Consider the following 23,514-nt stretch of genomic DNA (forward strand, 5'->3'; position numbering starts at 1 on the left):
TGCTATCCGTGGTAATCGACCGCTCGGAGTTCAGTCCATCTACCGTACGCTTAACAGGCAGACCTCGCCCTCTGCCGAACCGACGGCCAGCATGTTGCCCTGAGGACTCCAGGCCAGCCGGGTCAGCGGATTTTTCAGGATACAAAGATCCTTCATTATGCCTTCGGGGATATTCCACAGGATCAACATTCCATCCTGCCCGACCGTGGCGAGAACATCCCGCTTCGGATGAAACCCGAGGTCGGCGATGCGGTCGATGTGGCGGCTGAGCACAAAGGGCTCCCGATTGGCCGGACCCGGTCCCGAGAAATTCCACAGCACCGCCTCACGGTCCGCGCCGCTGGCCAGATATCGGGATGAGGCATCCCAGTCCAATAGGCTGATCTTGCCGGGATAGCCCGACATGCCGACGTTCTTGGCGGTCTTTACATTCCAAACCAACAGGCTGGCATCCTGGCAGCCGGCAGCGAGGTGTTCGTCGTTCGGCGAAAGGCTCAGGGAGAGAAACGAGCCTTTCCACTGGAAATGCTTTTTCGCTTGCACGGCGTCTATCCGCCACAGCTTGACCCCGCCGTAACACGCGGTGGCCAATCGGCGTCCGTCGCGCAGCCAGGCCAAGCCCGTCACCGTGCTGGCATGATCGCCGTAGACTCGACACAATTCGCCGTCATTCTTCCACAGCTTCACGAACTTGCCGGCCGCCGAGGCGAGGAGATCGCCGCGCGGCGACCAGGCCACGTGTTCCACCCAGCCGCTGCCGCCATCCAGTACCATGGCCTCTGCACCGGTACCGGCATCCCACACCCGCGCCTTGCCGTCCTGTCCGCCGCTGGCGAGCCAACGTCCGTCGCAGGACCAGTCCAGCGCCAGCGTTCCCAGGCCGTGACCGGGCAGTTCATGAACGACCCCTCCGGTTTCTCCCACGAGCAGCAGGATCGGACCGCCGGCCGATGCCGCTGCCAGCGTAGATCCATCAGGCGACCAGGCCAGAGCGGTGATGTAATCGTCGCCCACGACCCGCCATTGCGGCTCGATCAGCTCGAACGGTGCTTTCTCATTCAAGCCAGACATTGCCGAAATCCCTCGTTCAAAGCGTGCCGGTCCAGATTGCGGCCGATGAACACCAGCTGGTTGCGGCGCGGCTCGTCGCCCCAGGGTTTATCGGCCTGCATGTTGAACAGCATATGCACGGCATGGAACACCAGCTTCTTTTCCATGCCTTTCAGGCTGACGATGCCTTTGGTGCGGAAGATATCCGCCCCTTTTTCCCGGAGCAGCTCGCCGATCCAGTTGTTGAAGCGGCTGTAGTCCAGATCGCCGGGCTCGCTGATGCCCACCGACGTCACGTCATCGTCATGTGTGTGCCCGGCCTCCCATTCACGGGTCATCACCGGTTCGACCCCTCGATCCCCGCGCAGGAAGGTCATGCCGAACTCATCGGGATGATGCTGGGTGAAGCAGGCGTAATGCCCGTCCCGCTCGACCGAAACCCGAATTTGCTTTATGCCGCCGGCGCTCAGATCCAGCTCGTGCAGGCATTCCTCCGTTAGGCCGGCATCGGGCGCGAGCCGCTTGGGAGGGTCCGAGAACAACCGGACCATGCGCTCTTGCAGACCCATGAGGCAACTGTCGCTGGCATCGGCCACCGGCAGCCAAATCAAGCGGATGGCGGGATCGGGGCCGTCTTGGATAATCCAGCGGTAATCCCCGGCGGCGAGATGGAACAGCCCGGCCCATTCGAAGGGATATTCCGGATCCAGGAAACCGGGCTTGACCGTCAGCGCCCGATCGAGGTCGAACCCGCCGACGTCCAGTACCTCGGCCAGATCCACCTGGCCGTTCACCGTACGATGGATTCGGGCCATGGCATTCATGCCCCGCACCCGCTTTTCCAGGGCGGCCAGCTCCGGTTCCGAGACCAGGTCGGCCTTGTTGAGGAGAATCACGTCGGCGAAGGCGATTTGTTCCTTGATCTCCTCGCTGTCTTCGATATGCAAGTGCACATGTTTGGCGTCCACCACGGTGATCACGCCGTCCAGCCGGAGCTGCGAGGCGATTTCCTCGTCGACGAAGAAGGTCTGGGCCACCGGAGCGGGGTCGGCGATCCCCGTGGTCTCGATCAGGATGGCGTCGAACTTGTCGCGCCTCCGCATCAGATTGCCGAGGATGCGGATCAGGTCGCCCCGGACCGTACAACAGATACAACCATTATTCATCTCGAAAATTTCTTCATCGGCATCGATGACCAGGGCATTGTCGATGCCGATTTCGCCGAACTCGTTTTCGATCACGGCGATGCGTTTGCCGTGGTTTTCGCTCAGGATTCGGTTCAAGAGGGTCGTTTTGCCTGCACCCAGGAAACCTGTCAGCACGGTGACGGGGATGCGGTTCGAAGTGATGGCGGTCATGTCATGGCTCCGTTTTGTTGGGGAGATGAGTGGTGTAGATCGCGATCGATCCGCGCATAGGCAGAATGGTTGTGGATGGATTCGAAGTTCTCCGCTTCGACCGTGTAGGCCAGGATGCGGGGCTCCGCGTCCATCCGGGCGGCCACGTCGCGCACCATGTCCTCGACGAACTTGGGATGGTCGTAGGCGTATTCGGTGACATACTTCTCGTCGGGACGCTTGAGCAGTCCGAAGATCGGGGAGGAGGCTTCGGCCTCCACCCACTCGATCAGTTCCTCGATCCACACGAAATCAGCGGTCGTCACGGTCACGGTGACGTGAGAGCGCTGATTGTGGGCGCCCCGTTCGGCAATCGTCTTGGAACAGGGACAGAGGCTGGTGACTGGCACCGTCACCCGGATATGCGTCGTGACTTCGCCTTCGGCGATTTCGCCGACCAGGGCCACTTCGTAGTCCATCAAGCTGCGCACGCCGGTGACCGGCGCCGCCTTTTCGACGAAATACGGAAACCGCATTTCGATGTAGCCGGACTGGGCTTCCAGTCGCCGAATCATCTCGGCCAGCATGTCGCCGAAGGACTCCACGCCGATTTCGCGTTCGTAACCGTTGAGTATCTCCACGAAGCGGGACATGTGGGTGCCCTTGAAGCCGTGGGGCAGGTTCACGTACATGTCGAAGCGGGCGATGGTGTGCTGCTCGCCCTGGCTGAGGTCCCGGACCCGCACCGGATGCAGGATGTCCTTGATCCCGACCCTGTCGATGGCGATGCGGCGGGAGTCGGCCCGGCCCTGCACGTCTTCGATGCCGATCGGAGCGCTCATCGATCCTCCTCCGTATAGCGGACGCACAACGTGTCGGTTTCCCACAAGGTCACGGCGCTGACCCGGGCGAATTCCCCGTCGATCCGTTCGGCGAGCCGGCGGTAAAACCAGCCGGCCAGGTTCTCCGCCGTCGGATTGATCCGGTCGAACGGCTCGATCTCGTTGAGATAGCGGTGGTCCAGGCTGTCGGCAAGCGTTCGGGCTTCCGCCTTGATGGTCTTGAAATCCAGGGCGATGCCCAGCTCGTCCAGGATGCGCGCGGAGACCTCCACCTCCAGCTTCCAGTTATGCCCGTGCAGGCGGCGGCAATCGCCGGGATAATCGCGGAGCGAGTGCGCGGACGAGAACTGGACCTGCACGCGAAGCCTATAAAGGCTGCGTTTGCCTGAGGCGGCCGCGGCGAGGGACGAGTCGTTGCTATGGATGTCCATGGGTTGCGATAGGATCGTTAGTCAATGCAGGCGGATCGCATCCGGAACCGCGATGCCACCCACGGCCGCCATCAGTTCCTCGGCGAGTTCGTGAACGGCGCCGACGGCGATGAAAACCAGACGTCCCAGGCGATCGTCGGAGGCACGCTCCGGCAAGGCAACCGGCGGATACAACCGGCCCATCGCGGCTTGCACGATGACGGGCTCGGTCCGGTCGGACAGGCGAACCACGCCCTTGACCCGCACCAGACGGGAACGATGCCGGGTCAACAGGTCTTCCAGCACGGTTTGCAGCCGCGGCCAGGGAAGCGGGGCACTCAGGTAGAGGGACACGCTGCGGAACCCGTGATCGGGCAAATCCTGACCCGGAGGCAGTCGGCGATTATCTGGCGCAACCGCCGCCAGGACGGTTTCCGGATCGACGGCGCCGCGCACCGCGACGAACCGGGGCGTGGCCGGAGCAAGCTCGTCCAGCCGGGCCGCCAGGTGCGTCATGTGATTCTTGCTTGCCCGATCGGTGTGGGTGAGCACCAGGACATCCGCCCAAGCCACCTGGGCACGGGCCTCGGGAAAACGGTCCAACTGTTCCTCGGCTGCCGGTACCGACACCGTCGCGATCACCGCTTGCAGATGGTAGCGGGAGGCCAGCCAGCGGTCCCGCAGCAGCGTGTCCAAAATGGGTTCGGGGCTGGCGACGCCGCTGGCTTCGATGACGATCCGGTCGAACCGAGGCGAATTGGGGTTTTCCCAAGCCAGCCGGAGGTTTCTGAGTACCGGCGCCAAGGCGCCCCGCACCTGGCAGCACAAGCAACCGCCGGACAGGGTCATGAGCGGGATGTCCTGGCGCCCGATTAAGACCTGGTCCACCGGGGTGGCGCCGAACTCGTTGATCAGCACCGCCGTGCGTGGCGCCTGACTGAGCAGGCGGTTGAGCAGCGTGGTCTTGCCGCTGCCGAGAAAGCCGGTCAGAACAATGACGGGTAGCGGGGTGTTGGGGTTTAGCGGCATGTTTGCACCGCTGCTGGCCGGTTCGAAACGGGAACCGCCCGAAAACGTTCCGCATCCTTGAGGGCGAAGTCCACGTCGTTTACTTTGAAGTGATCGAGGGACAAGCTGTAGAAGCGGTCGAAATGAGCTTTGACGGAGCGCTCGATGCGGTGGTCGTATCCGGGCTGAACCATCTGAGCCATCCCATGGACCCGCTCGACCACTTCGCCGTCCCGCACCACCACGCGCCCGTTTTTCAATACCAGCGCGGCGTCGTCGAACATGGCGCGCGGGTCGGACCGCGGCCGATAAACGGCGATATCGGCGACGGCGCCGGGGGCGAGATGGCCCCGGTCGCCAAGTCCCAGCAAACGGGCCGGGGCGGCGCGGGTCATGATCGCGATTTCAGGGAGCGAAAACTCCCGCTTCAGCTCCGGCAAGAGGGTCAGCGCCAAGGCTTCCTGATTAAGCCGTGCCATGCAGGACTGGCGATAGTCGGCGTCCATGAGCAGGCGGATCAGTTCCGGATAGGCGGTGAAGGGCGCGCCGTTGGGATGATCGGTGGTGAAGAACACCCGCCAGGGATCTTCCGCCAGCAGGAAGATTTCCAGGCCGATGGCCCACTGTAAGGTGTTGACGAAGCTTTTTTCCCGGTAGCGGTAGGGCACGATGCCGCCCGCACCGTCACATTCGGCGTCCCACATCACCCATTTGCCGGGGCTGGCATCGTCCCGGCGGCTGTATTGAGCGGTGACATCACCGGAAATCGTCACGGTCCGGCCGAACAGTACCTGGCCGACGTCCATCGTGATATTCGGATGGCGGCGGAAGGCTTCCATCAGGCGCGCCGCGCCCGAGGAAAAGCCTTTGGCGCCCTCCTGTCCGTAGCCGTAGAACTGGATGTGCGCCAAGTGCATGGGCAAGCCTTGCGCGGCTTCCATGGTGGCGACGGCGGTGTCCACGTTGCCCGGCATCCCCAGGTTGTTGCAGTGGACATGGACGGGATGCGGAATGCCCAGATCGCACACCGCACGCTGCAGGGCTTGCAGGATATGCCGGGAACTCACGCCGTAGAACGGCACCACATCATCCAGATCAAAACACCGCACATTCCATTTGAAGGCATTGGCCCCGCCGGCGTTGATGACCTTCAGGCCCAGGCAGCGGGTGGCGTTCAAGGTCCAGGCCACGTAATCGTCGACTTGCGCCTGGCTGGCCTTGTCGCGCAGCAGCCGCAACAGGAAATCGTCGCTGCCGAGGATGGCCAGGCCGGCCGTGTCGATGATCGGAATATCCGCCATTTGTAAGTGGGCATCCAGGGCGTTGGCCGGCAACACCGCCGGTTCGACCACGGTGGTGTAGCCCATTCGGGCGTAGCGGTAGCCGGTGTCCGTGCTCGACCATTTAGCCGTGCTGAACGGGTGGCCGAACCGTCGGGCCATGACATTGCGGTGCTGTTCCGGCAGCAGCACGCGGGCCGTGTTGACGTTGCCGCCCGCAATGTGGCTGTGGATGTCGATGGCCCCGGCCATGACGATATGTCCGGAGATGTCGTGAACCGTGTCGACTCGCGCGCCGGGACCGGGGTCGGAGACGATAAGGCCGTCCCGCACGAACAAGTCGCGGATTTCTCCCGCGAGCCCTTGGGTTGGGTCGTAGATCTCGCCGCCCGCCAATTTGATCAGCATGGTTCGGCGCTCACAGCAGATCCAGGGTCAATAGGAGACGGCGCGGTTCCGCCGGCGTCGGCTTGGGCGAGCGGTGCACCAGCCCGTGGCCCTTGTTGCCCTCCCACTTGCCGCCTTTCATCAGCCCGACCGCATAGGGCGGCATGGCGTGGATCGCGGTTTCATCCAGAATCAGCCCGGACTCCTCGTCGGGCAACCCTTGCGCACCGGGTCCCAGCTTGGTCCGGTCCACGCAGTCATCCGGCAGCCACTGGGTGCCGACGCCGCCGTAGGTGCAGACCAGACGAGCGGGCACATGATCGACGTGGAAGCGCGGACACATGGGCCTGGCCAGGGTACGAAGGCGGAGTCCCGCCCGCCCGGATTCGAACAAGTCGCAATAGGCGCCGGTCAAGCGGGCGACATCGCGCCACCAGTCGTCATGCCCCGAAATGTGCTTGCACTCCGGCAACAGCGAGCCGAAATCGAAATGCTCGAAACGAATTTCTTCGGCCAGTTCGATTTCAATCGGGCTTCGCAGGAGTTCGATCACAAACCTCCGAAGCGGCTCCTCGGGTTGCCTGTGAATCAGGCACAGGCTCACCCCGTGCTCGTAGATGCGGGCGAGGTCGGCCAGATCGTTCGACTGGACGGCGAAAGAAACCCTTTGAGCGGGTTCGATCCGGTGGGCGGATGCGGTCATGGAACCTCCTTATCCGGGTAACAAAAGATTTTCGAAAACGACGATGCCTTGCATGAAGCCGATGCCCAGGCCGAAGGTGGTCGCTTGTCCGACCAGGCCGGGCAGGGTGGGAATTTCGTGCAGGGCGGGGATCAGGTCGGAGCCGGCGATATAGATGAAACCGCCGGCGGCGAGGGGCAGCAGCAGGATCAGGGACGATTCGGCCGCCTGACCCAGGGCCAGGGTGAAAACGACGCCAGCCATTACCGTCAGCGAGCAATAAAAGTTGTAGAGCACGGCCTGCCGCGGGGTGTAGCCGCCGTAGACCAAGGCGCCCACGTCGCCCAATTCCTGGGGGACTTCATGGGCCACGATGGCGAAGGTGGTGGTGAAGCCGAGGATCGGATCGGCCAGGAAGCTGCCGGCAATCAGGATGCCGTCGACGAAGTTGTGGATGGCATCGCCGATCAGGTTCATTCTGGCCAGGGGCCGAATATCTTCGGAGCCGGTATCGAGCGCGAAACGATGGTCATGGCGCCAGCGCACCGCTTTCTCCAGCAGGAAAAAGACGAATACGCCGACGAGGGCGGTCATGCAGACCGTCGACACCGAGCCGTGGCGCGCGGCCGCATCGGGAATCAGATGGATGAAGGCATCGCCCAGCAATACGCCCACCGCCAGGGAGACCAGATTAGGCACTATGGCCGCCAGCCGTTCCGGCTTTATCCACAGGACGAACAACCCGCTGAACGAGACCAGGCTGACCGTCAGTCCCGCAGCGAAGGCATAGATCGCGGTGACCCAGTCGTTCACGCGTCCGCCTCGTCCTGAGGCCACGCCGGGAAACGGTCTTCGCAGGCTCGCCAGACCTCGGAGCCGACGTCAGCCACCGTGACCAGCGTAGCGGATCGCGCCATGGCGGAGAGGCTTGCGCCGTCCTCGCCGCGAAAGGTGAATGCCGCGTCGGTGGGCAACGGTCCTGCGATACCTGCGGACCGATCACACGCATTCTTGTGTTTCATTCTGCGGGCCTCCATGCCCCCGAATTCGCTCCGGGCGAATTTGTCGATCGCCGGGTAGCCGAAGCGCCTCTCGTGCGGCAGTCGTCCGACCTCGCGTCGGTCGTTGACGATCACCGCCACCAGGCGCTTTTCCCGATTGGACAGAAGGTGATTGAGCAGGGTTGTCTTGCCAGGTCGAGCGAAACCCGACGATACGGTAACGAGCGGTTTGCGCGGCAAGTGATCCGAGTTGGCTGTACGCATCGACGACTGAAGAGTCATATAAAATGTTATAGCGTTACATTATTTGGAAATGAGGCGCACGTTACTCCGTTGGTTCCGGGACTTAAGGGCTTGTTTGCGTCAACAGCTGAAACGATCGCCGCTTTCCACGCAGCTGTTCGGCGGGGATGACCCGGTTGCGACAGCCAGCGTGGTAGGTATGGGAGGATGAAACAGTTCCATGGGCGGCGAAACAGGGGTTGACATCATGGATCGATCACGTCCTGCCCAGATCAATTATGTGACTATATAACATAACTGATCTGGGCCGCAAGCTCATGGATCTATGTTGCGGCTACTGGCCGGCGTCAAGGCGGATGTCATCCTCGGATGACTCCGCCGAGGAGGGCCTCTGCATTCTTGAGTAGCCTGGGCCAGGAGTCACTGCTGGCCTCGACCGTGACATGAACCAGCTCCTGGTGAACGCGTAATAGCCCTCTGAAGTACTCCGGGTGAATATCCTCTTCCATGGCCAGGTTGCCGATGCAAGCGAACTTGCCTTTGCCGACGCGCCAAATGTGAAGATCGCAAATTTCGGCCTGGATCGGGCTTGCTTCTATGATCGCGCGGATTTCCGCCGTCACCGGGGCGTCCATTTCGCCATCGAGCACCGGACGGGTGGGCTCCTCGGGTTTTTGGCCGCGGGCGACCGCTAGCATCGCCGTTCCGACCCATACGATCCACGCTGAGATGGGGACCCGGCCCTTCTGATGCGTTCATCAGAGACCTCCCGTCTCATCGTTCGGGAGGAGTTCGTAGCTGACGACCCGGTGGACCGGATCCACCTGGAGGCGAAAGGCCGGCCCACCGAGGACCCGCAAGGCGTCCTGCACGGTGAGCGGTCCGAGATGGCGCTGGACATCGGGAACCGTCAGATTCAGCAGAACCTGCGCCTTTGGGCCGTGTTCATCGGGATCGGCAAGCCGATACCCGGAATGCCGCAACAGATACTCCGCCGCGTCCCTGACCGTAAAAATGTCCCGCGGGAGGCGGACATCGATGACCATGAGAAGCGGATTGACCTGTTCGGCGCTGGGCCTCGCCGTCACCACCGAGTAGCGCCCGGTTTGGACCCGGATCGGTTCGAGGGTCTTCACCGGACGGTTCCCGGAGACTGCCGGATTCACTTGGGTGTCAGAACGATTCGCTACCGGTTTTGCAGGTGGTCCGGACGGACGCTTCGTGTGTCCGGCACAGCCGGATAACATCAGGATGAGCGCCAGGATCGGAAGCAGTATGGGGTAGGGGAGCTGTCGCATCGGCGGTCCGTATCGATGATGTGGCGCCGATGGTGCAAGCATTATCCGGTGGACTCAAACGGAAACCGTTCATCGATTTGTGGGCGGTTTGGCTACAGGCGTTTCCATATTCCAATTCCATTTGTTGGAGGACGGGTACCCTTTCCATTCAAGCCCTGTCCGGTCCTTTTTCCCTTCTTTTCCGGACCTTTTGGCTCTTTACCGTTTGTTTTGTCGAACATCCTATTGGTCGGTAAGGTGTGATTGTATTTTCAAGATGGGTGAAGCCTATGCCTATTTCGGTCAGACTCGATCCGGCGTTGGAGGCGCGGCTGGATCAGGAAGTCCGGCGCCTCGGCGTCACCAAGTCGGAATTCGTCAAGGATGCGCTTGAGCGGGTTTTAGGGCTCAAGAGCCCGGCAAGCCTGTTGCAACAGGTCAGGAGCGGCACTCCGACGGGCGTTCCAGCGTGTCGGAAGACGTCTCAGCCAAAGTGAAGGCCAAGTTGCGCGCGAAGCGTTCTGATTGATGCCGGTCCGCCAGTGTACCTTTTGCGGTGAGCGAAGCGCGTTTTCAGGAATGACTGGTTATCGGCAACTTGTGGTCGCACAACATCTGTCCCCACATTGAAATTCTTTTCGGTGCCACATTTGAAGAATCGCTAAAAAGCCTTCGCGAGAGTCAACGGGATCCAGTTAAAGCCTCGGATCGACCGGTTCCGACTCCAGCGCCAGCACGCCGAACACGCATTCGTGTACCCGCCTTAGCGGCTCTCCTGCGACGAAGCGTTCTAAAGCCTCCAGCCCCAATGCAAACTCCCGGACGGCCAGCGCCCGTTTGCCGGACAGGGCGCGTCTGCGTAGCCGCTGGAGATTGGCCGGTTGGGTATATTCCGGACCATAGATAATGCGCAGGTAATCCCGGCCGCGGCATTTCAGTGCCGGCTGAACCGGTTTGCCGGAAAGCTTCGGTATGAAGTCCACCGGTTTGACGACGATGCCTTCGCCCCCTTCATCGGTGAGTCCGAGCCACCAGTCCTCCAGACCTGCACGGGCAGCGTCGTCGCTCAGATCGATGATCCGGAACGGCGTGGCGAGCAGGAAGCCGTCGCCATGCCGGGAGAGGCGATGTAAAGTTTCCATGTGCCAGACATGGGTGCGGTCGGCGTGTACTTTGCCTTCGGAGGCGAGCAGATGGAAGGGCGCGAGGCGAATGTCGTCCAGCGAATGGACATGCCAGCAGCAGCGCCGGTAGGCATCGACGAAACGCTGGGCATCGCGGGCTCGTTCGGTATAGCGGTCTCGTAACGCCGAAACGTCGAGGCCCCGCGTTTCGGCGGCGGCGATCCATTCCAGGGCCGGACGCAACATCGCCTTACTGGCGGCCCCTACGGCACCGTATTGCCGGGTCAGCAATTCCTTGGCTTTGAGCGACCACGGCATCAGTTCGCAATCGAGAATGAACCAGTCGGTCTGGAACTCTTCCCAGAATCCTGCAGCGCTCAAGGCTTCGCCCAGACGATCGAGTACCCCCTTTTCCAAGTCGGGCTCGTTGAAGAAGCGCCGCCCGGTGCGGGTGTAAACGATACCCCGGCCTTCGCCGGCCACTCCGAAACGGCGCAAGACCGCCGCTTCATCCCGGGCAATCGCGACGACAGCACGGGAACCCATGTGCTTCTCCTCGCACACGACGGAACCGACACCGGCCTTACGATAATAGTCCAATGCCTCGCGCGGATGTTCCAGGAAGCCGTCGAGTTCGCTGGTCTCCGAGGGAGACATGGTGGGCGGCAGATAGACCAGCCAACGTGGGTCCGCCGCGAAGCGGGTCATGACTTCCAACGCCGCCGCGGCGTTTTCGGGGCGAGTCGTAACGGTATGTCCTAACCGCGGATGGAGAATGCGTTTGCCGGACACGTCGGCGTAATCGAGCAAATCGTCAGCCGCCTGTTGCAGTGAAAGTGTTTCGGTCTGAGCCGAAAGCAGCGGGCGAACCGGTTCGTAGTAGGTGGCCATCGCCGGCGCGGCGACCAGTTCCTTTTCCGGCCAGCGCAGGGCCGTCAGTTCGCCGCCGAACACGCACCCGGTGTCCAGGCACAAGGTGTTGTTGAACCATTCGGCGCGCGGTACCGGTGTATGCCCGTACACCACGGCGGCACGTCCGCGGTAATCGGCTGCCCAGTTGTAACGGACGGGTAGTCCATATTCGTCGGTTTCGCCGGTGGTCTCGCCGTACAGGGCGAACTCGCGAACCTTGCCGGACCCACGGCCGTGCATGGTTTCGGGAAGACCGGCGTGGGCAACCGCCAGCTTGCCCCCGTCAAATACGTAATGGCTGACCAGGCCGTCCAGGAATTTTGCGACCGTGTCCCGGAATTCCGGAGTTTCGCTTTCCAGTTGTGCCAGCGATTCAGCCAGGCCATGGGTCTTCTGGACCTGACGGCCGCGCAACGCCCTGGCCAGCTTCAAGTCGTGATTGCCGACTACGCAGTAGCCGTTGCCGTTTTCCACCGCCCCCATCGCCAACCGCAATACGTCGGGGATGTTGGGGCCGCGATCCACCAGATCTCCGACAAAAACCAGCTTGCGTCCTTGCGGATGAAATACGGCGATATTGTCGCCGTCGCGGCGCACTTCGTAACCCAAGCGGGTGAGCAGCTGCACCAGTTCGTCGTAACAGCCATGCACGTCGCCGATGATGTCGAACGGTCCCGTCTCGGTCTTGCGGTTGTTCCACAGGGGTTGACGGTGAATCTCCACGCTGTCGGCCTCTTCTGGAGTGCGCAGCCGGTACACGTAGCGGAAGCCTTCCCGTTCCAATCCGCGCAGCGAGCGGTTCAGGGCGGCGGCCTGATTGCGGACGACGTGGGGACCGAACGACCGGTCCGGCCGTTCGGCGTTGCGCTCATGGCAGACATGCTCCTGCATGGCCATGACGATGGCCACGGGCAAGCAGTGGTATTCCCTAGCGAGCACCACCAGAGGCTTGCGATCCTCGGCCCGGACGTTGGTGGCGTCCACGACCGCGAGACGTCCCCTTTTCAGGCGTTTGCCGACCACGTAATGAAGGATGTCGAAGGCATCGCCGGTCGCCGACTGGTCGTTTTCATCGTCGGCCACCAAACCCCGGCAGTAATCCGATGAAATCACCTCGGTGGACAGAAAATGCTTCCGGGCGAAGGTGGATTTACCGGATCCGCTTGGACCGATCAACACCACCAGGGACAATTCGGGAAGCGTGATCTTCATGCCGCCTCCCGCTCGAACACAGCCATTTGCGTCGGTGCACCCAACTCGGGGTCGATCTCGCCGATAGGTTGGAAACGCACTTGATAGCCATGATGGTCGGCCACGCGCCGGCCCCAGGACTGGAACTCCGTCCGCGTCCACTCGAACCGATGGTCGTGATGGCGCAATCGTCCCGCCGGGAGGGTTTCGTAGCGGATGTTGTATTCCACGTTAGGCGTGGTCACGATGGCGATGCGCGGCCGGGCACAGCCGAACAGCACTTTCTCGAAAGCTGCCAGACGCCCCAAGTCCAAGTGCTCGATCACTTCGATGGCCAAGGCGGCATCGAACCCTTCGATGCGCGCATCTCGGTAAGTCAGCCCGCCGTGAAGCAGCGTAATCCGATCCCGTACCCGCGGCGGCAACCGGTCCAGGTTCAGACGCTTCGCGGCGATTTCCAACGCGCGGATCGACACGTCGAGGCCGACCAGTCGGCCGATGCGACTGTCCTTCAACAACCGGGATAGCAACTTCGCCTCGCCACATCCCAAATCGACCACGGACTCTGCTTCGGCAGCATGCAGAACCTCCAACACGGCGCGAATACGAGCCTCATTGAGGGACAGGGGGGACTCGACCGCCGCCTCTTCCGAAGTGATGAAGGCCATATCGTTCACCGCCATATTTCCAACCTCCGTGACCGGACCATTCGGTTCGATGCCGTCGTCCTCTTCGGGCACATCGAGTCGGGAAAGGGCTTCCAGAGCCAGGCTGCGCTGGTGACGCAGATAGCGGCGGGCGATCAGTTCCTTCTCCGGGTGCGTGGCCAGCCAGCTTGCACCATGGCGCAGCAGTTTTTCCAGCTCATCCTGACCGACCCAGTAATGCTTCGTGTCGTCCAGGACCGGCAGCAGCACATACAAATGCGACAGGACGTTCTTGACGGTCGTGCAGGCGGCAAGGGTCAGCGCCACATAAGGACTGTCCCCCCACTCCGGGAAATGTTCGTCGAGGGGCAATCGGGTCGCTTCCACCTCATAGCCGAGCGGCTCGAATAGAGCGTGAATCAATCCGGTTTCTCCCCGGACCGATACGGCAGGCAGCTTTACATTCAGCGATAACCGTTGCTCCACCAGGTCCGGCCGGGCATTGCAGCGGCCCTGCAAGGCCGAGGAATACACCTCGCCGATGGCCACCGACAGGAATGAAGAAGCGGTATAGGGGCGATCGTTGACGTATTGGTCCAGCAGCCCGCGGCTTGCCTGCGTCTTGCCCCGCACCAGCCCCACCGGATCGACCGCCACCAACAAGCACGCGGTGCAGCGGTCGGGTGATGCCTCTGGATAAAACACGTGGGCCTCGCCGAAGCTGAGGGAAAACGTCTGCACCCTGTCCGGATGCTTATGCAGCAGAAATCCCAGATCCGTTGCGGGCGACTGGGTGTTGGTGAGGGTCAGGAGCATGAAGAGCTTCCATGGTGAGGGGCATGATCACATCCATCCATCAGGGCGGAAGCGGAAAACGTCGACGCCAAAATCGACCGTATCATCCGTGTAACGATGGAGTCAGCGATTTGAGTTTAGCACGCGAAAGTGCAGAACGAGGTTTCACGGGGGGGCGACAGATTAAGGGCAACTTGAAAGGCAGGTATGCCTTTTACAACTGTCACTCAGATTTGGATCGTTGAGGTCCGCCCTTGACCAAATTTACAATTCGAACAGGGCTTCGTGAAGTCGACATTCTAGCTGGCTGATGCTCAAACGCGAACGGTAGAAATGGCCGTTAAGCAATCATTGGGCGCGCTATATATCTGTCCGGCGGCAGTTCGGCCGAAGCAGCCATTCGGCTCGCTCAATACCGCTTATTCATGAGCGTCCGCTTCCTTTGAGGCCGAGCGAGTGCTTCGTGCCAACCCCTGCGGTTCGACCATACGTGGACCCGATGGCGGCTTCCGAGCGGTCTTACGTACCCGCGCACCATTGGGCAAGTCTCGGCCGAAAGCGAGCGTTCGGCGCAAATTGGCAGGGACGTGGGCCGTGAGCCTCAAAGTGCCGCGAGCATTTCCACCAAAGCTCTGAGCCCGATCACTTCAACATCCGCCTTGATGGGATAGCGGTCGCTACCTCCATACACGACAATACGTCGATCCGGCCGCAGATCATCGCAGGCGATCTGGAAGCCTTTTTCCAACTTTGGAGACAGACCTCGCTTGATTTCGATAGCCCACAGGCCTTGGCCCGGCATCTCCAGTAGCAGATCGATCTCGGCGCCGACGGCGGTGCGGTAAAAGCTTGGCAGTGTTTGCTCCGGTGCAGCCGCGAGCAGATTTTCGATGACAAAACCTTCCCAACTCGCGCCAACAGCGGGATGGCCACTGAGCGCGTTATAGTCCGTCAACCCCAGCAGGGCATGGGCTATGCCGCTGTCTCGAAGATACACCTTTGGGGACTTGACCAGGCGTTTGCCAAGATTGGCGTGGAACGGCCGCAGGCGGCGGATCAGTAACAGATCGACCAGTAAATCGATGTAGCGTGTTACGGTTTGCGCGCTGATCATCAGGGAGGTGGCAAGGCGCGAGGCATTCAACAGGTCGCCCTGCTCATAGGCCAACATCGTCCACAGGCGCTCGAGGGTCTCCGCCGGTACCCGTGGACCGAATAGCGGAATTTCCCGCTCCAGATAGGAACGGATGAAATCCCTGCGCCAACGCAAGCTTTTCCGATCGTCCGCCGCGAGAAAGCTGTTGGGAAATCCACCCCGCACCCATAACCGAGCGACGTCTTCGCCATTGCCGGCCGAGGTTTCCAGAATATCGAATGGCCCCATATTGACGTAAGCGATCCGGCCCGCCAAGCTCTCGCCGGATTGGCGGAGCAAGCTCAGGGAGGCAGACCCCAGAATCAGGAAGCGCCCGGTTCGATAGCCGCTGCGGCGTCCCTCATCGATCAGTCCGCGCAGGCTCTGGAACAAATCCGGCATTCGATGGATCTCGTCCAGAACAACCATGCGGTCCCGGACGTTTCGCAGGAATAATTCCGGATCGGTCAATTTGGCGCGGTCTTCCCGTGACTCCAGATCCAGGTAGACGGAAGGACGCTCCTGCGCCAGGGTCAAGGCCAAGGTGGTCTTGCCGACCTGGCGGGGGCCTATCAAGGCGACGGCGGCCTGGTCGCTCAGGGCTTCTCTTACGATGGGCAGAATACGGCGAGCAATCATCCTTGCATATTATCCATCATGTGGATGATATACAAGGTTTGATAAACTATTGGCGAGCCATGATCTGACGAGATCAGTTGGATCGAAGCCGCTTTCTAGTCCCCAACAACTCAAACTCGCCTCCTACGACCGGTTCTTTCCCAACCGGGACACCATGCCGAAAGGCGGCTTCGGCAACAATACCTCGATCCTGGTGCATCGCAATGAACTGAAAATCGCGTTGGCGCCCGCCTCGATAGAGCCAAGCATGAGTTCAGATGGATTTCCGATAGCCACCGAAGTGCCCTATACGGCCAGAAACAGAGGTTGCTCTCACCGTCTGAAATTTGGCCTCAACGACCATTCGTCTTGACCGATACCGGTCGTTCACGAATGTCCCCTTCCTTCAAACTCGAGCGAGCAGTACGCGCCCTTAGGATACAGTCGAGTAAATTTCTTGAGAGACCGTGTATGGACCGGAAATTAAAGGGAAACCCGCCGCTCACGCTGTGGAGTGCCCAACTTTGCCGAATAGTCCCCTTTGTACTTGTAGGCACAAGATGGCCGCGGTTATGGCTAGCATCCAACGTCCACCCATCTCGTTAAAGATCATCCACGTCAACGTCAGGGGTTCATTGCGCACCACATGGGCCTGTTGCGCCATGTCCTGAAGCTGGATTTCCAGCGTTCCCAGCAATACAAAAGGGCCGGTGAGGCCGACGATGAATATCGACGTCGGCACACCCAATACCAGCAACACCGCGCGTTCGACCCAGCGCCGCGTGGGCCAGGCCATCAGGAGGGACCCTTCGATGACCACCGGAACCAGGGTATGCATCAGATGGGTTCCGGTCGTTACTGCCAGGCCCGCCGGAATCTGTTGGCCGCCGCCCAAGGGCAACGGCTGCAACAGCCAGGCTTCGAGCTGGATGAGGACATCGTGATTGTCCGCGACCAGTTTGAGCGACGGTGCGTATTCGGGGGCAACCGACAGGATGACGAACCGGAACAGCGGCAACATCAGTTCCGCCAAGGGTGCGCTGAGATAGATTCCCAAGGCCGACAATCCGAGCCAGGCCGCCACGGCTTTCGCGGAGAGCTTGAGCCAATCAGCGCGCTGCATCGGCGGATCGCAAGGCGCCCGCCGCCCACCCGGCGAAGAACAGGCAACCGATCACGATGATCAAGGTCGGCGCGAGATAGGTGTGGATCAACTGGAACCAGTCGCGATAATGGGCGATGACGAAATACAGCCCGCTGATCCGGATCAGGTTGAGGCCATACATCAACGAAACGCCCAAGCCGATCCCGATCCATTTGCGCGTGATCGTAGAAGGGAAAGCCAAGATGGCCGAGATCACCAGAAACAACGCGCCCGCGCCGTCGCAGCCTCGGACGATTTCCAGGTCGGCCTGTGGCGACACCAGCCGATTCTGAACAGCCGACACCCGTTCCGTGGGCGCGAGCAGATTGATCAGGTCCGCGCAAAGCGTACCCAATCCCCGGTGATACAGCTCTCTGAACACGTCATCGGGTATTTGGAAATAGGCGTAGTGGAACGCCCCATACCATCCGAGGAAGAGCAGCAGTTGAAACCACCCAGGCGAATACATTGAACGTTCGTGAGACCGAAGCGTTGTCATGGCAAGACTCTAAGAAGAAATGGATCGGGAGCCTGAATGGCGTCGCAGATGTCACCGGCGAACTGGCACTCCGCAGGGGTGGAATCATCGATGCGGTTGCGTAAAGCCTGCGACTGGTGACTCGCATTGGGGCTGTCCAAGGACAGGGGGTTGTAGAGGTTCGTCCGATAGCTCAAGGATAACGCCGTCCGGTTAGTTGCTTTAATACGGCAATGGACGCTATCGAACTCACACCTGCGTGAATTTCCTCCGCTTTAATACACCCTCGATAACCGACGCAACGTAGCGAGATCGGGTTGTATTATCGGCACGGCACCGGTTTAACAGTTCGATTGCCATATCAGCTGCTTCTTTGCCTTGGCTTAACGAAAAAAGCGCCATTGCCGGTTCAAGGTAATCTGGATATCGCTTGAGCAATACTCGACATTCGTCTGGGTCAAATGCATCACCCCGATCAGCCCAGGCAATATACCTCGTCCAAAATAACACCTCGGGGCACTCGGGGAATCGCTCCCTTGCTGTGTTTAGAAGCTGAGCCAGCCGGGTGCCCGCATTTGCAATGAAGGGCTGAGACAGCCGATGAGCCAAAGAAAACCCATAGTCGGTTGACTGCCAATAAAGCACTAAAAGATTTACTATTGCGACTAAATCATTGGCATCGTGAGCTAACGCGCTTTCGTATTCATCCGCAGCTCGTTCAATCTGCCCGTTCCGATCCGCCTCTAGTGCTTTAGACAAAGTCATCGGAGTGCTCCAGCAGGGTTTATGCCCGCGTTCTTAACCAACGTAGAGCTTATCTACCAAAGCCTCAAGCTTTTTACCGTCTTGATTCAGATCGTAGTTCTCATCGTAACCGCAGACATCAAGCTTATCGTTACATCTATCCCTTAATTCGTCTGCTTGCTCCTCACTTACTGCCCCTCCTTCCACCGACAGTTGCTCTAATACTTGACGCAATTCAGGTGTTAGTTCGAGCGTTGCAAGCATATATCGAACATCTTCGCAGCTTAGCGAAATCATGGGGAACTCTCTAACTGACTTCTTAGTCGAGCAGCTTTGCTCGTAGATGTTGGATTAACAGATATTATTTTTCCTGTCTGTGGGTTGACAACAACTTCACCCATCTCACCTATAAACCGTTGACTTTGCCGACCTAGTTGATCGATTTTCACATCACCGATCTTCAATGGGTTTTTCAATGCATCCAAGATTCCCTGTGGCGAAACCCCTGCTCGGTCACTACCATTTCCTATTGCACGATCAACCCCATGTCCTGTAAAGCCCTCTACCTTCAATCCAGTCTTAGCTACTATCCCCTTTGCCAGCCCGTTAAGTAAATTGCCAACCTTACTTGTCGGTAAGGCAAAGCCAATCGCAATGTCCAACGCCTCCTGTTGAAACTGAACGATTTGGGCTTGCGATATGCGCGCTCCTTCAGTGGGACTGAGTCCGCTCGGATCCACCAAGGTAATCGGATTCCCCCCCGACATAGGCATACAGGTTCAGTCCGCCCTCGAAGCCGATGGGGTCTTCCGAGATGAACCGCCCGACACTGGCATCGTAATACCGCGCCCGCATGTAGTACAGGTTCTGGCCCTCGGCCATCACCCCGACCTGGCCGGCGTATTGGAACGGCTGTGGAACCGTTTCGGTCTGCGCCATCAGCCGGCCGTAGGGGTCGTAGGCGTAGGTGTTGACCGTCTCTTGGCTGGCGTCGGTGAGCGCCACGGTGTGCCCGGTGCCGTCGAAGTGGTAGACGTAAAGGGCGTTGGTTTGGGCCTCGATCAGCGCCGTCAGACCCAGCCCATAGATGTAATACCGGGTGATCTGGTTGCTGGCGTTGGCTTCGGCCAAAAGATTGCCCACCGCGTCGTAGACGTATTTCGTGACGGTGCCATTCCTTGTTGCCTTGATCCGATTGCCGATCCCGTCGTAGGTGTAAGCTTGTGGTACCTCGGGCCGATCAGGTGGTAAAAGCCGTAGCTGTCCTGTAAGCCGCCGCCGATGATCATCTCGGGGTTGTGGTTAGTTCTGTATAACGCGTTGGCTACGGCATGCGGTCGTTTTTAGGGGCTGTATTTTTGGTCTTTGGCCTAATTGTTTGCAAGCCATATAAACCAAAAGCTACTACGGCAAAATAGGCAATAAATCTCTGAAAATTGACAGACCCACAATCCTTAGTGCCAACAAAAATCCAAGATATATCATTAGGGAAGAAGCCGTCCAAGTACTCGGTAAGTTCGCTTTCACTAAATAACCTAATCTTATTTCTAGTTGGATTCGGCTGATCTATTATGGCGTATTCAACTGAAGGATGACTTGTCGCGACTTTGACATAAACCCTGGCGGGATCATAGCTATATGCCAGAATTCTGTTCACTCTTACTTCCTCCCCGTTTAGAGTTTTCAACTTATACTCAGATGGAGAGGGCAGTCGTGGATCCCGCGGAGACAATCCTAAATATGGAGTAAGCAATCCAAAGCCGTCAGAATCTACAAGCCAAATAACCCCGTTTTCCCAATCAGGTTTAACGCCATATGGTAGCGCCGGCACGGGCGAATATGACCACGTTAAACCACAATATGCCGCCCGATTTTCTAGCGAGACGATATAGCCAAGTAGCGCAATAATGCCTATAAAATAAAATCTTGCAATCTTTCCTGAAAAAAAAACGCAACCGAACAGTGCAACGCTGATTATGATTGCGATTACTAGATAGAAAATTATCATCGTCTCTACTTATATGGATTTTTGTAGGTATCCTGCCAGGAAAACGGGACATAGGCGTATGGGGTTCCAAACTCCCCACGAGGACCAGCTCCATCGGATGAGAATTGCGTAGGATCCCAAAAACCATCTCTAACGCCCGCTGTAAAAGTTGTGGTGCAGGAATTGCCGCTACATACGGTATTATAATCTACGGGCGTTTTTCCTACGTGATATACCGACCATGTCATATCAACCTGATAGTTCCCAGATAAACTAGAAGTTGCTCCTGTTTGTATCCTGTTCAAACGGTAAAGTTGCTCAGGGCTATTTTTTATTAGCGTTTGGGTATTCTGCCCTAAATCGGCCGGGGCTCCGTTTCCAGTTAGGTAGTAACTAAGAGCCTCGAAAGTATTGTCAACTGTGACAAGCCCAGTCGGATCCACCAGGCTGATCGGATTCCCCCCGACATAGGCATACAGGTTGAGTCCGCCGTCGAAGCCGATGGGGTCTTCCGAGATAAACCGCCCGACACTGGCATCGTAATACCGGGCGCGCATGTAGTACAGGTTCTGGCCCTCGGCCATCACCCCGACCTGCCCCGCGTACTGGAACGGCTGAGGAACCGTTTCGGTCTGCGCCATCAACCGGCCGTAGGGGTCGTAGGCATAGGTGTTGACGACTTGTTTGCTGGCGTTGGTCAGCGCCACGGTGTGGCCGGTGCCATCGAAGTGGTAGACGTAGAGCCCGCAGGCTGGGTTGGCGCTTTGCGAAAACCCGGCACAGCCGAGCCTTGAAACGCTGGGTTCGTGCCTTAACCCAGCCTACGCGAGCTCCAAAGCCATCCGCATGTTTAAGTCCATGTTAAAACTGGCGGCGAGTAAATCCAATTCCTTCCGCTGCTTCCTTTGGAACAAGAGATCAAGCCAAAAAAAAGCGATCAATCAGATCTTCAAGCATTTTTCCCTCCGGTGTCAGGTCGTAATTCTCATCGAAACCAACCTTAGCAAGCTGCTCGGTAAACGCATCTCGAAACTCTTCCACCGAATCACGTGGGAGCCTCAGAACCACGCCAACGTCACTGGATTGCGCTACCGCTCGCAAAGTATCGATCTGCTGCGACTCCAGGAAGCCGGCGCTGCAAAGATAATCCATCTCGGTACGAGACAACTCAATTGTCACGGTTTCTAAAGTCATAGTTTCAGCCTTCAGTTAGCACCAGCTCCTGATAGCGGATTGGTCGAGACGACCTTTCCTGTTTCTGGATTGACGACAACTCGTGCGTTCTCGCCTTGATAAAATTTGAATGGTCGCCCTTGACTATCTATCCCCTCCTTGACCTTTGTTGGATTTTTCAGTGCGTCTAGAATCGCCTCCGGCTTGGTACCAGCACGCTTGCCGCCGTCACCTATCACCCTGTCTATCCCATGTCTAGTAAAGCCGAATATCTCAGCGCCATCTTTTGCGACAACCCTTCCAACTAAGCTACCAACCTTGCTAATCGGTGCTGCAAAGCCTATAGCAATATCAAAAGCATCTTTTTGAAATTGAACGATTTGAGCTTGCGATAGGCGCGCTCCTTCAGTGGGACTGAGTCCGCTCGGATCGACCAGGGTAACCGGATTCCCCCCGACATAGGCATACAGGTTCAAGCCCCCACAAAACCGATGGGGTCCTCCGAGATGAACCGCCCGACCGTCGCATCGTAATACCGCGCCCGCATGTAGTACAGGTTCTGGCCCTCGGCCACCGACAAGAGCACCTTGCCTTGTTATGTTTCTTTGTGGCTTATGCAAGTTGTGCTGGAATTCGAATCAGTTTCCCAAAGTCAGTTTTCCAGATATCAAGTTCATAGAGGTTTCCGTCCTGATCGAGATTCAGTGAGGCAAGAACCTCGACGCCGTCCTCGTCCGTAAATTGACATTCACTTGCCCGTCTCCCAAATTTCCGATCTTCCACCTGCGATCCGTCAGGAAACAGTCGTAAACTCCCCATGCCGCCGTCTTCCATCTCGGAAACTCTTAGTTTCGCCCGCCAATCTTCACTCAGCACACCGATCTGAGCTTTCGAGAGCAGAAATTCAAGAAGCCTAACTTCATCTTTTGATGGACTACGGAGCACCATGAATCCATTCTACGTTAAGGTCCAGCCGAGCCTTGAAACGCTGGGTTTCGTGCCTCAATCCAGCCTACGGGGCTTATAACTTCTGCCACAAACTCTCCTCTATGGTCACCAAGTCACGCTGCTCTCCTTTCACATACTTCAGATTGAAGCTATCAATGGATGATGGCCAAGGTTCGTCATAACTATAACCTTCAAGCATATCAAGAACTCCATCCTTAACATAAAGCAGAAAACCTGCCCCGCTCGGCAGATCTGGAATTTCTCCAATTACATCACCAAATTTAACGTCAAGCCCTACTGTGCGACGCACATCTTCAGGCACGGCCAAGGTCGTATAGAAGCCAAATCCCGTAAACTCGCGCTTTACTACTGTGCACCGTGCAAGTTGCTGTCGTAGCTGATTGAATAACGGAAAATCACCATCAAGCAGCTTCTCGAGTATTGCTTTCTCGAATCTAGATAGTTCATTTTTCATGGCACGAACGCGGTCCCAATCTTTACAGCTCCATCAACAATATTTCCTCGAACGGTAATGGTTTCAGTGCCAACTTTTACGGTCGTTTCAAAAACTCCCGTTAGCCCCTGAGAACGAACGGCGGATTCGGTCGCCTGCTGGATAGCATTGAAAGCCTTCTGTTGTGAGCCAAACTGGTTTACCACACCGCTCAAATTGTGTCGTTCTTGCCCAAAAATATGCTTCAACTTGTTAGGATCTACACCCCTCGCAACATCGTCTAAGTGCTTCGCCGCAGCTCCGCCCAGAATTCCCAACAAACTCCTGCCGCCGCTATACAGGAGCTTGGCCGCTGCGGCACCGCCGCCAATCAGATCAAAGGGGCCAACCGTCGAAATCGCGCAGCCATTGCATTCCGTGGCCGCCAACCCGCTTGGGTCCACCAGATTGATGGGATTCCCCCCGACATAGGCATACAGGTTCAGTCCGCCGTCGAAGCCGATGGGGTCTTCGCTGATAAACCGCCCGACCGCCGCATCGTAATACCGCGCCCGCATGTAGTACAGGTTCTGGCCCTCGGCCATCACCGCGACCTGCCCCGCGTACTGGAACGGCTGGGGAACCGTTTCGGTCGCCGCCATCAGTCC

Annotated in this window: 30 protein-coding genes; 2 read left to right on the top strand and 28 right to left on the bottom strand. The window is 58.6% G+C overall.

Going from position 1 to position 23,514, the window contains the following annotated elements; translation table 11 throughout:
* Positions 1 to 39: 39 nt before the first annotated feature.
* From ACR2R1_RS19230 to ACR2R1_RS19280, 11 genes are all read right to left on the bottom strand, one after another.
* Positions 40 to 1,071 carry a WD40 repeat domain-containing protein gene (locus tag ACR2R1_RS19230; RefSeq protein ID WP_156879699.1) on the bottom strand — a complete coding sequence of 344 codons (1,032 nt, stop codon included), beginning with the start codon at positions 1,069 to 1,071 and terminating at the stop codon, positions 40 to 42.
* The gene (locus ACR2R1_RS19235; RefSeq protein WP_077732430.1) at positions 1,059 to 2,408 is read right to left on the bottom strand and encodes a CobW family GTP-binding protein; all 1,350 of its coding nucleotides are present in this window, start codon (positions 2,406 to 2,408) and stop codon (positions 1,059 to 1,061) included. Before ACR2R1_RS19235 ends, ACR2R1_RS19230 begins: the two co-directional genes overlap by 13 nt.
* The gene (gene folE2, locus ACR2R1_RS19240) at positions 2,405 to 3,229 is read right to left on the bottom strand and encodes a GTP cyclohydrolase FolE2 (RefSeq protein WP_156879698.1); all 825 of its coding nucleotides are present in this window, start codon (positions 3,227 to 3,229) and stop codon (positions 2,405 to 2,407) included. The genes ACR2R1_RS19235 and folE2 overlap by 4 nt, the downstream gene beginning before the upstream one ends.
* Complete coding sequence (gene queD, locus ACR2R1_RS19245) at positions 3,226 to 3,660, bottom strand: 6-carboxytetrahydropterin synthase QueD (protein ID WP_156879697.1); 435 nt, start codon at positions 3,658 to 3,660, stop codon at positions 3,226 to 3,228. Before queD ends, folE2 begins: the two co-directional genes overlap by 4 nt.
* A gap of 21 nt (positions 3,661 to 3,681) precedes the next feature.
* Positions 3,682 to 4,668 carry a CobW family GTP-binding protein gene (locus ACR2R1_RS19250; protein WP_156879696.1) on the bottom strand — a complete coding sequence of 329 codons (987 nt, stop codon included), beginning with the start codon at positions 4,666 to 4,668 and terminating at the stop codon, positions 3,682 to 3,684.
* A complete protein-coding gene (locus ACR2R1_RS19255) occupies positions 4,659 to 6,335 on the bottom strand; it encodes a formylmethanofuran dehydrogenase subunit A (protein ID WP_156879695.1) in 1,677 nt (558 codons plus the stop codon). The genes ACR2R1_RS19250 and ACR2R1_RS19255 overlap by 10 nt, the downstream gene beginning before the upstream one ends.
* Before the next feature lie 10 nt (positions 6,336 to 6,345).
* Positions 6,346 to 7,017 carry a DUF1826 domain-containing protein gene (locus tag ACR2R1_RS19260; protein WP_156879694.1) on the bottom strand — a complete coding sequence of 224 codons (672 nt, stop codon included), beginning with the start codon at positions 7,015 to 7,017 and terminating at the stop codon, positions 6,346 to 6,348.
* A 9-nt stretch (positions 7,018 to 7,026) separates the two neighbouring features.
* Positions 7,027 to 7,809: a ZIP family metal transporter gene (locus ACR2R1_RS19265; protein ID WP_434111506.1), complete on the bottom strand. Its 783-nt coding sequence runs from the start codon at positions 7,807 to 7,809 to the stop codon at positions 7,027 to 7,029.
* Positions 7,806 to 8,261, bottom strand: coding sequence for a GTP-binding protein (locus ACR2R1_RS19270; RefSeq protein WP_347258049.1), 456 nt, complete (start codon positions 8,259 to 8,261; stop codon positions 7,806 to 7,808). Before ACR2R1_RS19270 ends, ACR2R1_RS19265 begins: the two co-directional genes overlap by 4 nt.
* Positions 8,262 to 8,599: 338 nt before the next feature.
* Positions 8,600 to 8,938 (bottom strand): hypothetical protein, encoded by a 339-nt coding sequence (locus ACR2R1_RS19275; protein ID WP_156879691.1) that lies wholly within the window; start codon positions 8,936 to 8,938, stop codon positions 8,600 to 8,602.
* Between the two features lie 60 nt (positions 8,939 to 8,998).
* On the bottom strand, positions 8,999 to 9,376 hold the full coding sequence (locus tag ACR2R1_RS19280; protein WP_434111509.1) for a hypothetical protein: 378 nt from the start codon (positions 9,374 to 9,376) through the stop codon (positions 8,999 to 9,001).
* A gap of 431 nt (positions 9,377 to 9,807) precedes the next feature.
* On the opposite strand from ACR2R1_RS19280, the gene ACR2R1_RS19285 reads away from it, so the two are divergent.
* A complete protein-coding gene (locus tag ACR2R1_RS19285; protein ID WP_077732441.1) occupies positions 9,808 to 10,014 on the top strand; it encodes a ribbon-helix-helix protein, CopG family in 207 nt (68 codons plus the stop codon).
* Positions 10,015 to 10,212: 198 nt separating this feature from the next.
* On the opposite strand, the gene ACR2R1_RS19290 is transcribed toward ACR2R1_RS19285, so the two are convergent.
* From ACR2R1_RS19290 to ACR2R1_RS19300, 3 genes are all read right to left on the bottom strand, one after another.
* Positions 10,213 to 12,765, bottom strand: a complete 2,553-nt coding sequence (locus ACR2R1_RS19290) for a polynucleotide kinase-phosphatase (protein ID WP_434111511.1) — start codon at positions 12,763 to 12,765, stop codon at positions 10,213 to 10,215.
* On the bottom strand, positions 12,762 to 14,207 hold the full coding sequence (locus tag ACR2R1_RS19295; protein ID WP_077732625.1) for a 3' terminal RNA ribose 2'-O-methyltransferase Hen1: 1,446 nt from the start codon (positions 14,205 to 14,207) through the stop codon (positions 12,762 to 12,764). Before ACR2R1_RS19295 ends, ACR2R1_RS19290 begins: the two co-directional genes overlap by 4 nt.
* Before the next feature lie 580 nt (positions 14,208 to 14,787).
* The gene (locus ACR2R1_RS19300; protein WP_077732626.1) at positions 14,788 to 15,960 is read right to left on the bottom strand and encodes an ATP-binding protein; all 1,173 of its coding nucleotides are present in this window, start codon (positions 15,958 to 15,960) and stop codon (positions 14,788 to 14,790) included.
* A 49-nt stretch (positions 15,961 to 16,009) separates the two neighbouring features.
* Between ACR2R1_RS19300 and ACR2R1_RS19305 the strand changes: the two genes are divergently transcribed.
* On the top strand, positions 16,010 to 16,312 hold the full coding sequence (locus ACR2R1_RS19305) for a TOTE conflict system archaeo-eukaryotic primase domain-containing protein (protein ID WP_434111514.1): 303 nt from the start codon (positions 16,010 to 16,012) through the stop codon (positions 16,310 to 16,312).
* 129 nt (positions 16,313 to 16,441) lie between these two features.
* Here ACR2R1_RS19305 and ACR2R1_RS19310 read toward each other — a convergent pair whose 3' ends face one another.
* The 14 genes from ACR2R1_RS19310 to ACR2R1_RS19375 form a co-directional block, all read right to left on the bottom strand.
* Complete coding sequence (locus ACR2R1_RS19310; protein WP_077732627.1) at positions 16,442 to 17,062, bottom strand: hypothetical protein; 621 nt, start codon at positions 17,060 to 17,062, stop codon at positions 16,442 to 16,444.
* Entirely contained in the window at positions 17,049 to 17,552 is a 504-nt protein-coding gene (gene xrtM, locus ACR2R1_RS19315) for an exosortase family protein XrtM (RefSeq protein ID WP_086134220.1), read from the bottom strand. The genes ACR2R1_RS19310 and xrtM overlap by 14 nt, the downstream gene beginning before the upstream one ends.
* A 258-nt stretch (positions 17,553 to 17,810) precedes the next feature.
* Positions 17,811 to 18,326 (bottom strand): hypothetical protein, encoded by a 516-nt coding sequence (locus ACR2R1_RS19320; protein WP_086134221.1) that lies wholly within the window; start codon positions 18,324 to 18,326, stop codon positions 17,811 to 17,813.
* Between the two features lie 33 nt (positions 18,327 to 18,359).
* Positions 18,360 to 18,602, bottom strand: coding sequence for a hypothetical protein (locus ACR2R1_RS19325; RefSeq protein ID WP_139841071.1), 243 nt, complete (start codon positions 18,600 to 18,602; stop codon positions 18,360 to 18,362).
* Positions 18,599 to 18,967 (bottom strand): hypothetical protein, encoded by a 369-nt coding sequence (locus ACR2R1_RS19330; RefSeq protein WP_139841072.1) that lies wholly within the window; start codon positions 18,965 to 18,967, stop codon positions 18,599 to 18,601. The genes ACR2R1_RS19325 and ACR2R1_RS19330 overlap by 4 nt, the downstream gene beginning before the upstream one ends.
* Before the next feature lie 49 nt (positions 18,968 to 19,016).
* Entirely contained in the window at positions 19,017 to 19,448 is a 432-nt protein-coding gene (locus ACR2R1_RS19335) for an RHS repeat-associated core domain-containing protein (RefSeq protein WP_086134223.1), read from the bottom strand.
* A 181-nt stretch (positions 19,449 to 19,629) separates the two neighbouring features.
* Complete coding sequence (locus ACR2R1_RS19340; protein WP_139841073.1) at positions 19,630 to 20,313, bottom strand: hypothetical protein; 684 nt, start codon at positions 20,311 to 20,313, stop codon at positions 19,630 to 19,632.
* A gap of 5 nt (positions 20,314 to 20,318) precedes the next feature.
* Positions 20,319 to 20,999, bottom strand: a complete 681-nt coding sequence (locus tag ACR2R1_RS19345) for an RHS repeat-associated core domain-containing protein (RefSeq protein ID WP_434111518.1) — start codon at positions 20,997 to 20,999, stop codon at positions 20,319 to 20,321.
* Between the two features lie 211 nt (positions 21,000 to 21,210).
* Positions 21,211 to 21,486, bottom strand: a complete 276-nt coding sequence (locus ACR2R1_RS19350; protein ID WP_434111520.1) for a hypothetical protein — start codon at positions 21,484 to 21,486, stop codon at positions 21,211 to 21,213.
* An 11-nt stretch (positions 21,487 to 21,497) separates the two neighbouring features.
* Positions 21,498 to 21,941, bottom strand: coding sequence for a hypothetical protein (locus ACR2R1_RS19355; RefSeq protein ID WP_434111522.1), 444 nt, complete (start codon positions 21,939 to 21,941; stop codon positions 21,498 to 21,500).
* The gene (locus ACR2R1_RS19360) at positions 21,938 to 22,051 is read right to left on the bottom strand and encodes an RHS repeat-associated core domain-containing protein (protein ID WP_434111524.1); all 114 of its coding nucleotides are present in this window, start codon (positions 22,049 to 22,051) and stop codon (positions 21,938 to 21,940) included. The genes ACR2R1_RS19355 and ACR2R1_RS19360 overlap by 4 nt, the downstream gene beginning before the upstream one ends.
* 26 nt (positions 22,052 to 22,077) lie before the next feature.
* The gene (locus ACR2R1_RS19365; RefSeq protein ID WP_077732631.1) at positions 22,078 to 22,413 is read right to left on the bottom strand and encodes a DUF6984 family protein; all 336 of its coding nucleotides are present in this window, start codon (positions 22,411 to 22,413) and stop codon (positions 22,078 to 22,080) included.
* Positions 22,414 to 22,486: 73 nt separating this feature from the next.
* Positions 22,487 to 22,888 carry a hypothetical protein gene (locus ACR2R1_RS19370; RefSeq protein WP_077732632.1) on the bottom strand — a complete coding sequence of 134 codons (402 nt, stop codon included), beginning with the start codon at positions 22,886 to 22,888 and terminating at the stop codon, positions 22,487 to 22,489.
* Positions 22,885 to 23,508 (bottom strand): RHS repeat-associated core domain-containing protein, encoded by a 624-nt coding sequence (locus ACR2R1_RS19375; protein ID WP_077732633.1) that lies wholly within the window; start codon positions 23,506 to 23,508, stop codon positions 22,885 to 22,887. The genes ACR2R1_RS19370 and ACR2R1_RS19375 overlap by 4 nt, the downstream gene beginning before the upstream one ends.
* Positions 23,509 to 23,514: the final 6 nt, after the last annotated feature.

Source organism: Methylocaldum sp. GT1TLB (assembly GCF_051027445.1).
In the GTDB taxonomy this organism is placed as follows: domain Bacteria; phylum Pseudomonadota; class Gammaproteobacteria; order Methylococcales; family Methylococcaceae; genus Methylocaldum.

Excerpts from the sequence above, each read along its gene's own strand:
- ACR2R1_RS19260 (WP_156879694.1), bottom strand. The coding sequence starts at position 7,017 with ATGACCGCATCCGCCCACCGGATCGAACCCGCTCAAAGGGTTTCTTTC.
- ACR2R1_RS19340 (WP_139841073.1), bottom strand. The coding sequence starts at position 20,313 with ATGATAATTTTCTATCTAGTAATCGCAATCATAATCAGCGTTGCACTG.
- ACR2R1_RS19295 (WP_077732625.1), bottom strand. The coding sequence starts at position 14,207 with ATGCTCCTGACCCTCACCAACACCCAGTCGCCCGCAACGGATCTGGGA.
- ACR2R1_RS19300 (WP_077732626.1), bottom strand. The coding sequence starts at position 15,960 with ATGATTGCTCGCCGTATTCTGCCCATCGTAAGAGAAGCCCTGAGCGAC.
- ACR2R1_RS19375 (WP_077732633.1), bottom strand. The coding sequence starts at position 23,508 with ATGGCGGCGACCGAAACGGTTCCCCAGCCGTTCCAGTACGCGGGGCAG.
- folE2 (WP_156879698.1), bottom strand. The coding sequence starts at position 3,229 with ATGAGCGCTCCGATCGGCATCGAAGACGTGCAGGGCCGGGCCGACTCC.
- ACR2R1_RS19310 (WP_077732627.1), bottom strand. The coding sequence starts at position 17,062 with ATGCAGCGCGCTGATTGGCTCAAGCTCTCCGCGAAAGCCGTGGCGGCC.
- ACR2R1_RS19255 (WP_156879695.1), bottom strand. The coding sequence starts at position 6,335 with ATGCTGATCAAATTGGCGGGCGGCGAGATCTACGACCCAACCCAAGGG.
- ACR2R1_RS19270 (WP_347258049.1), bottom strand. The coding sequence starts at position 8,261 with ATGCGTACAGCCAACTCGGATCACTTGCCGCGCAAACCGCTCGTTACC.
- ACR2R1_RS19235 (WP_077732430.1), bottom strand. The coding sequence starts at position 2,408 with ATGACCGCCATCACTTCGAACCGCATCCCCGTCACCGTGCTGACAGGT.
- ACR2R1_RS19250 (WP_156879696.1), bottom strand. The coding sequence starts at position 4,668 with ATGCCGCTAAACCCCAACACCCCGCTACCCGTCATTGTTCTGACCGGC.
- ACR2R1_RS19370 (WP_077732632.1), bottom strand. The coding sequence starts at position 22,888 with ATGAAAAATGAACTATCTAGATTCGAGAAAGCAATACTCGAGAAGCTG.
- ACR2R1_RS19365 (WP_077732631.1), bottom strand. The coding sequence starts at position 22,413 with ATGGTGCTCCGTAGTCCATCAAAAGATGAAGTTAGGCTTCTTGAATTT.
- queD (WP_156879697.1), bottom strand. The coding sequence starts at position 3,660 with ATGGACATCCATAGCAACGACTCGTCCCTCGCCGCGGCCGCCTCAGGC.
- ACR2R1_RS19350 (WP_434111520.1), bottom strand. The coding sequence starts at position 21,486 with ATGACTTTAGAAACCGTGACAATTGAGTTGTCTCGTACCGAGATGGAT.
- ACR2R1_RS19275 (WP_156879691.1), bottom strand. The coding sequence starts at position 8,938 with ATGCTAGCGGTCGCCCGCGGCCAAAAACCCGAGGAGCCCACCCGTCCG.
- xrtM (WP_086134220.1), bottom strand. The coding sequence starts at position 17,552 with ATGTATTCGCCTGGGTGGTTTCAACTGCTGCTCTTCCTCGGATGGTAT.
- ACR2R1_RS19230 (WP_156879699.1), bottom strand. The coding sequence starts at position 1,071 with ATGTCTGGCTTGAATGAGAAAGCACCGTTCGAGCTGATCGAGCCGCAA.
- ACR2R1_RS19325 (WP_139841071.1), bottom strand. The coding sequence starts at position 18,602 with ATGATTTCGCTAAGCTGCGAAGATGTTCGATATATGCTTGCAACGCTC.
- ACR2R1_RS19320 (WP_086134221.1), bottom strand. The coding sequence starts at position 18,326 with ATGACTTTGTCTAAAGCACTAGAGGCGGATCGGAACGGGCAGATTGAA.
- ACR2R1_RS19285 (WP_077732441.1), top strand. The coding sequence starts at position 9,808 with ATGCCTATTTCGGTCAGACTCGATCCGGCGTTGGAGGCGCGGCTGGAT.
- ACR2R1_RS19290 (WP_434111511.1), bottom strand. The coding sequence starts at position 12,765 with ATGAAGATCACGCTTCCCGAATTGTCCCTGGTGGTGTTGATCGGTCCA.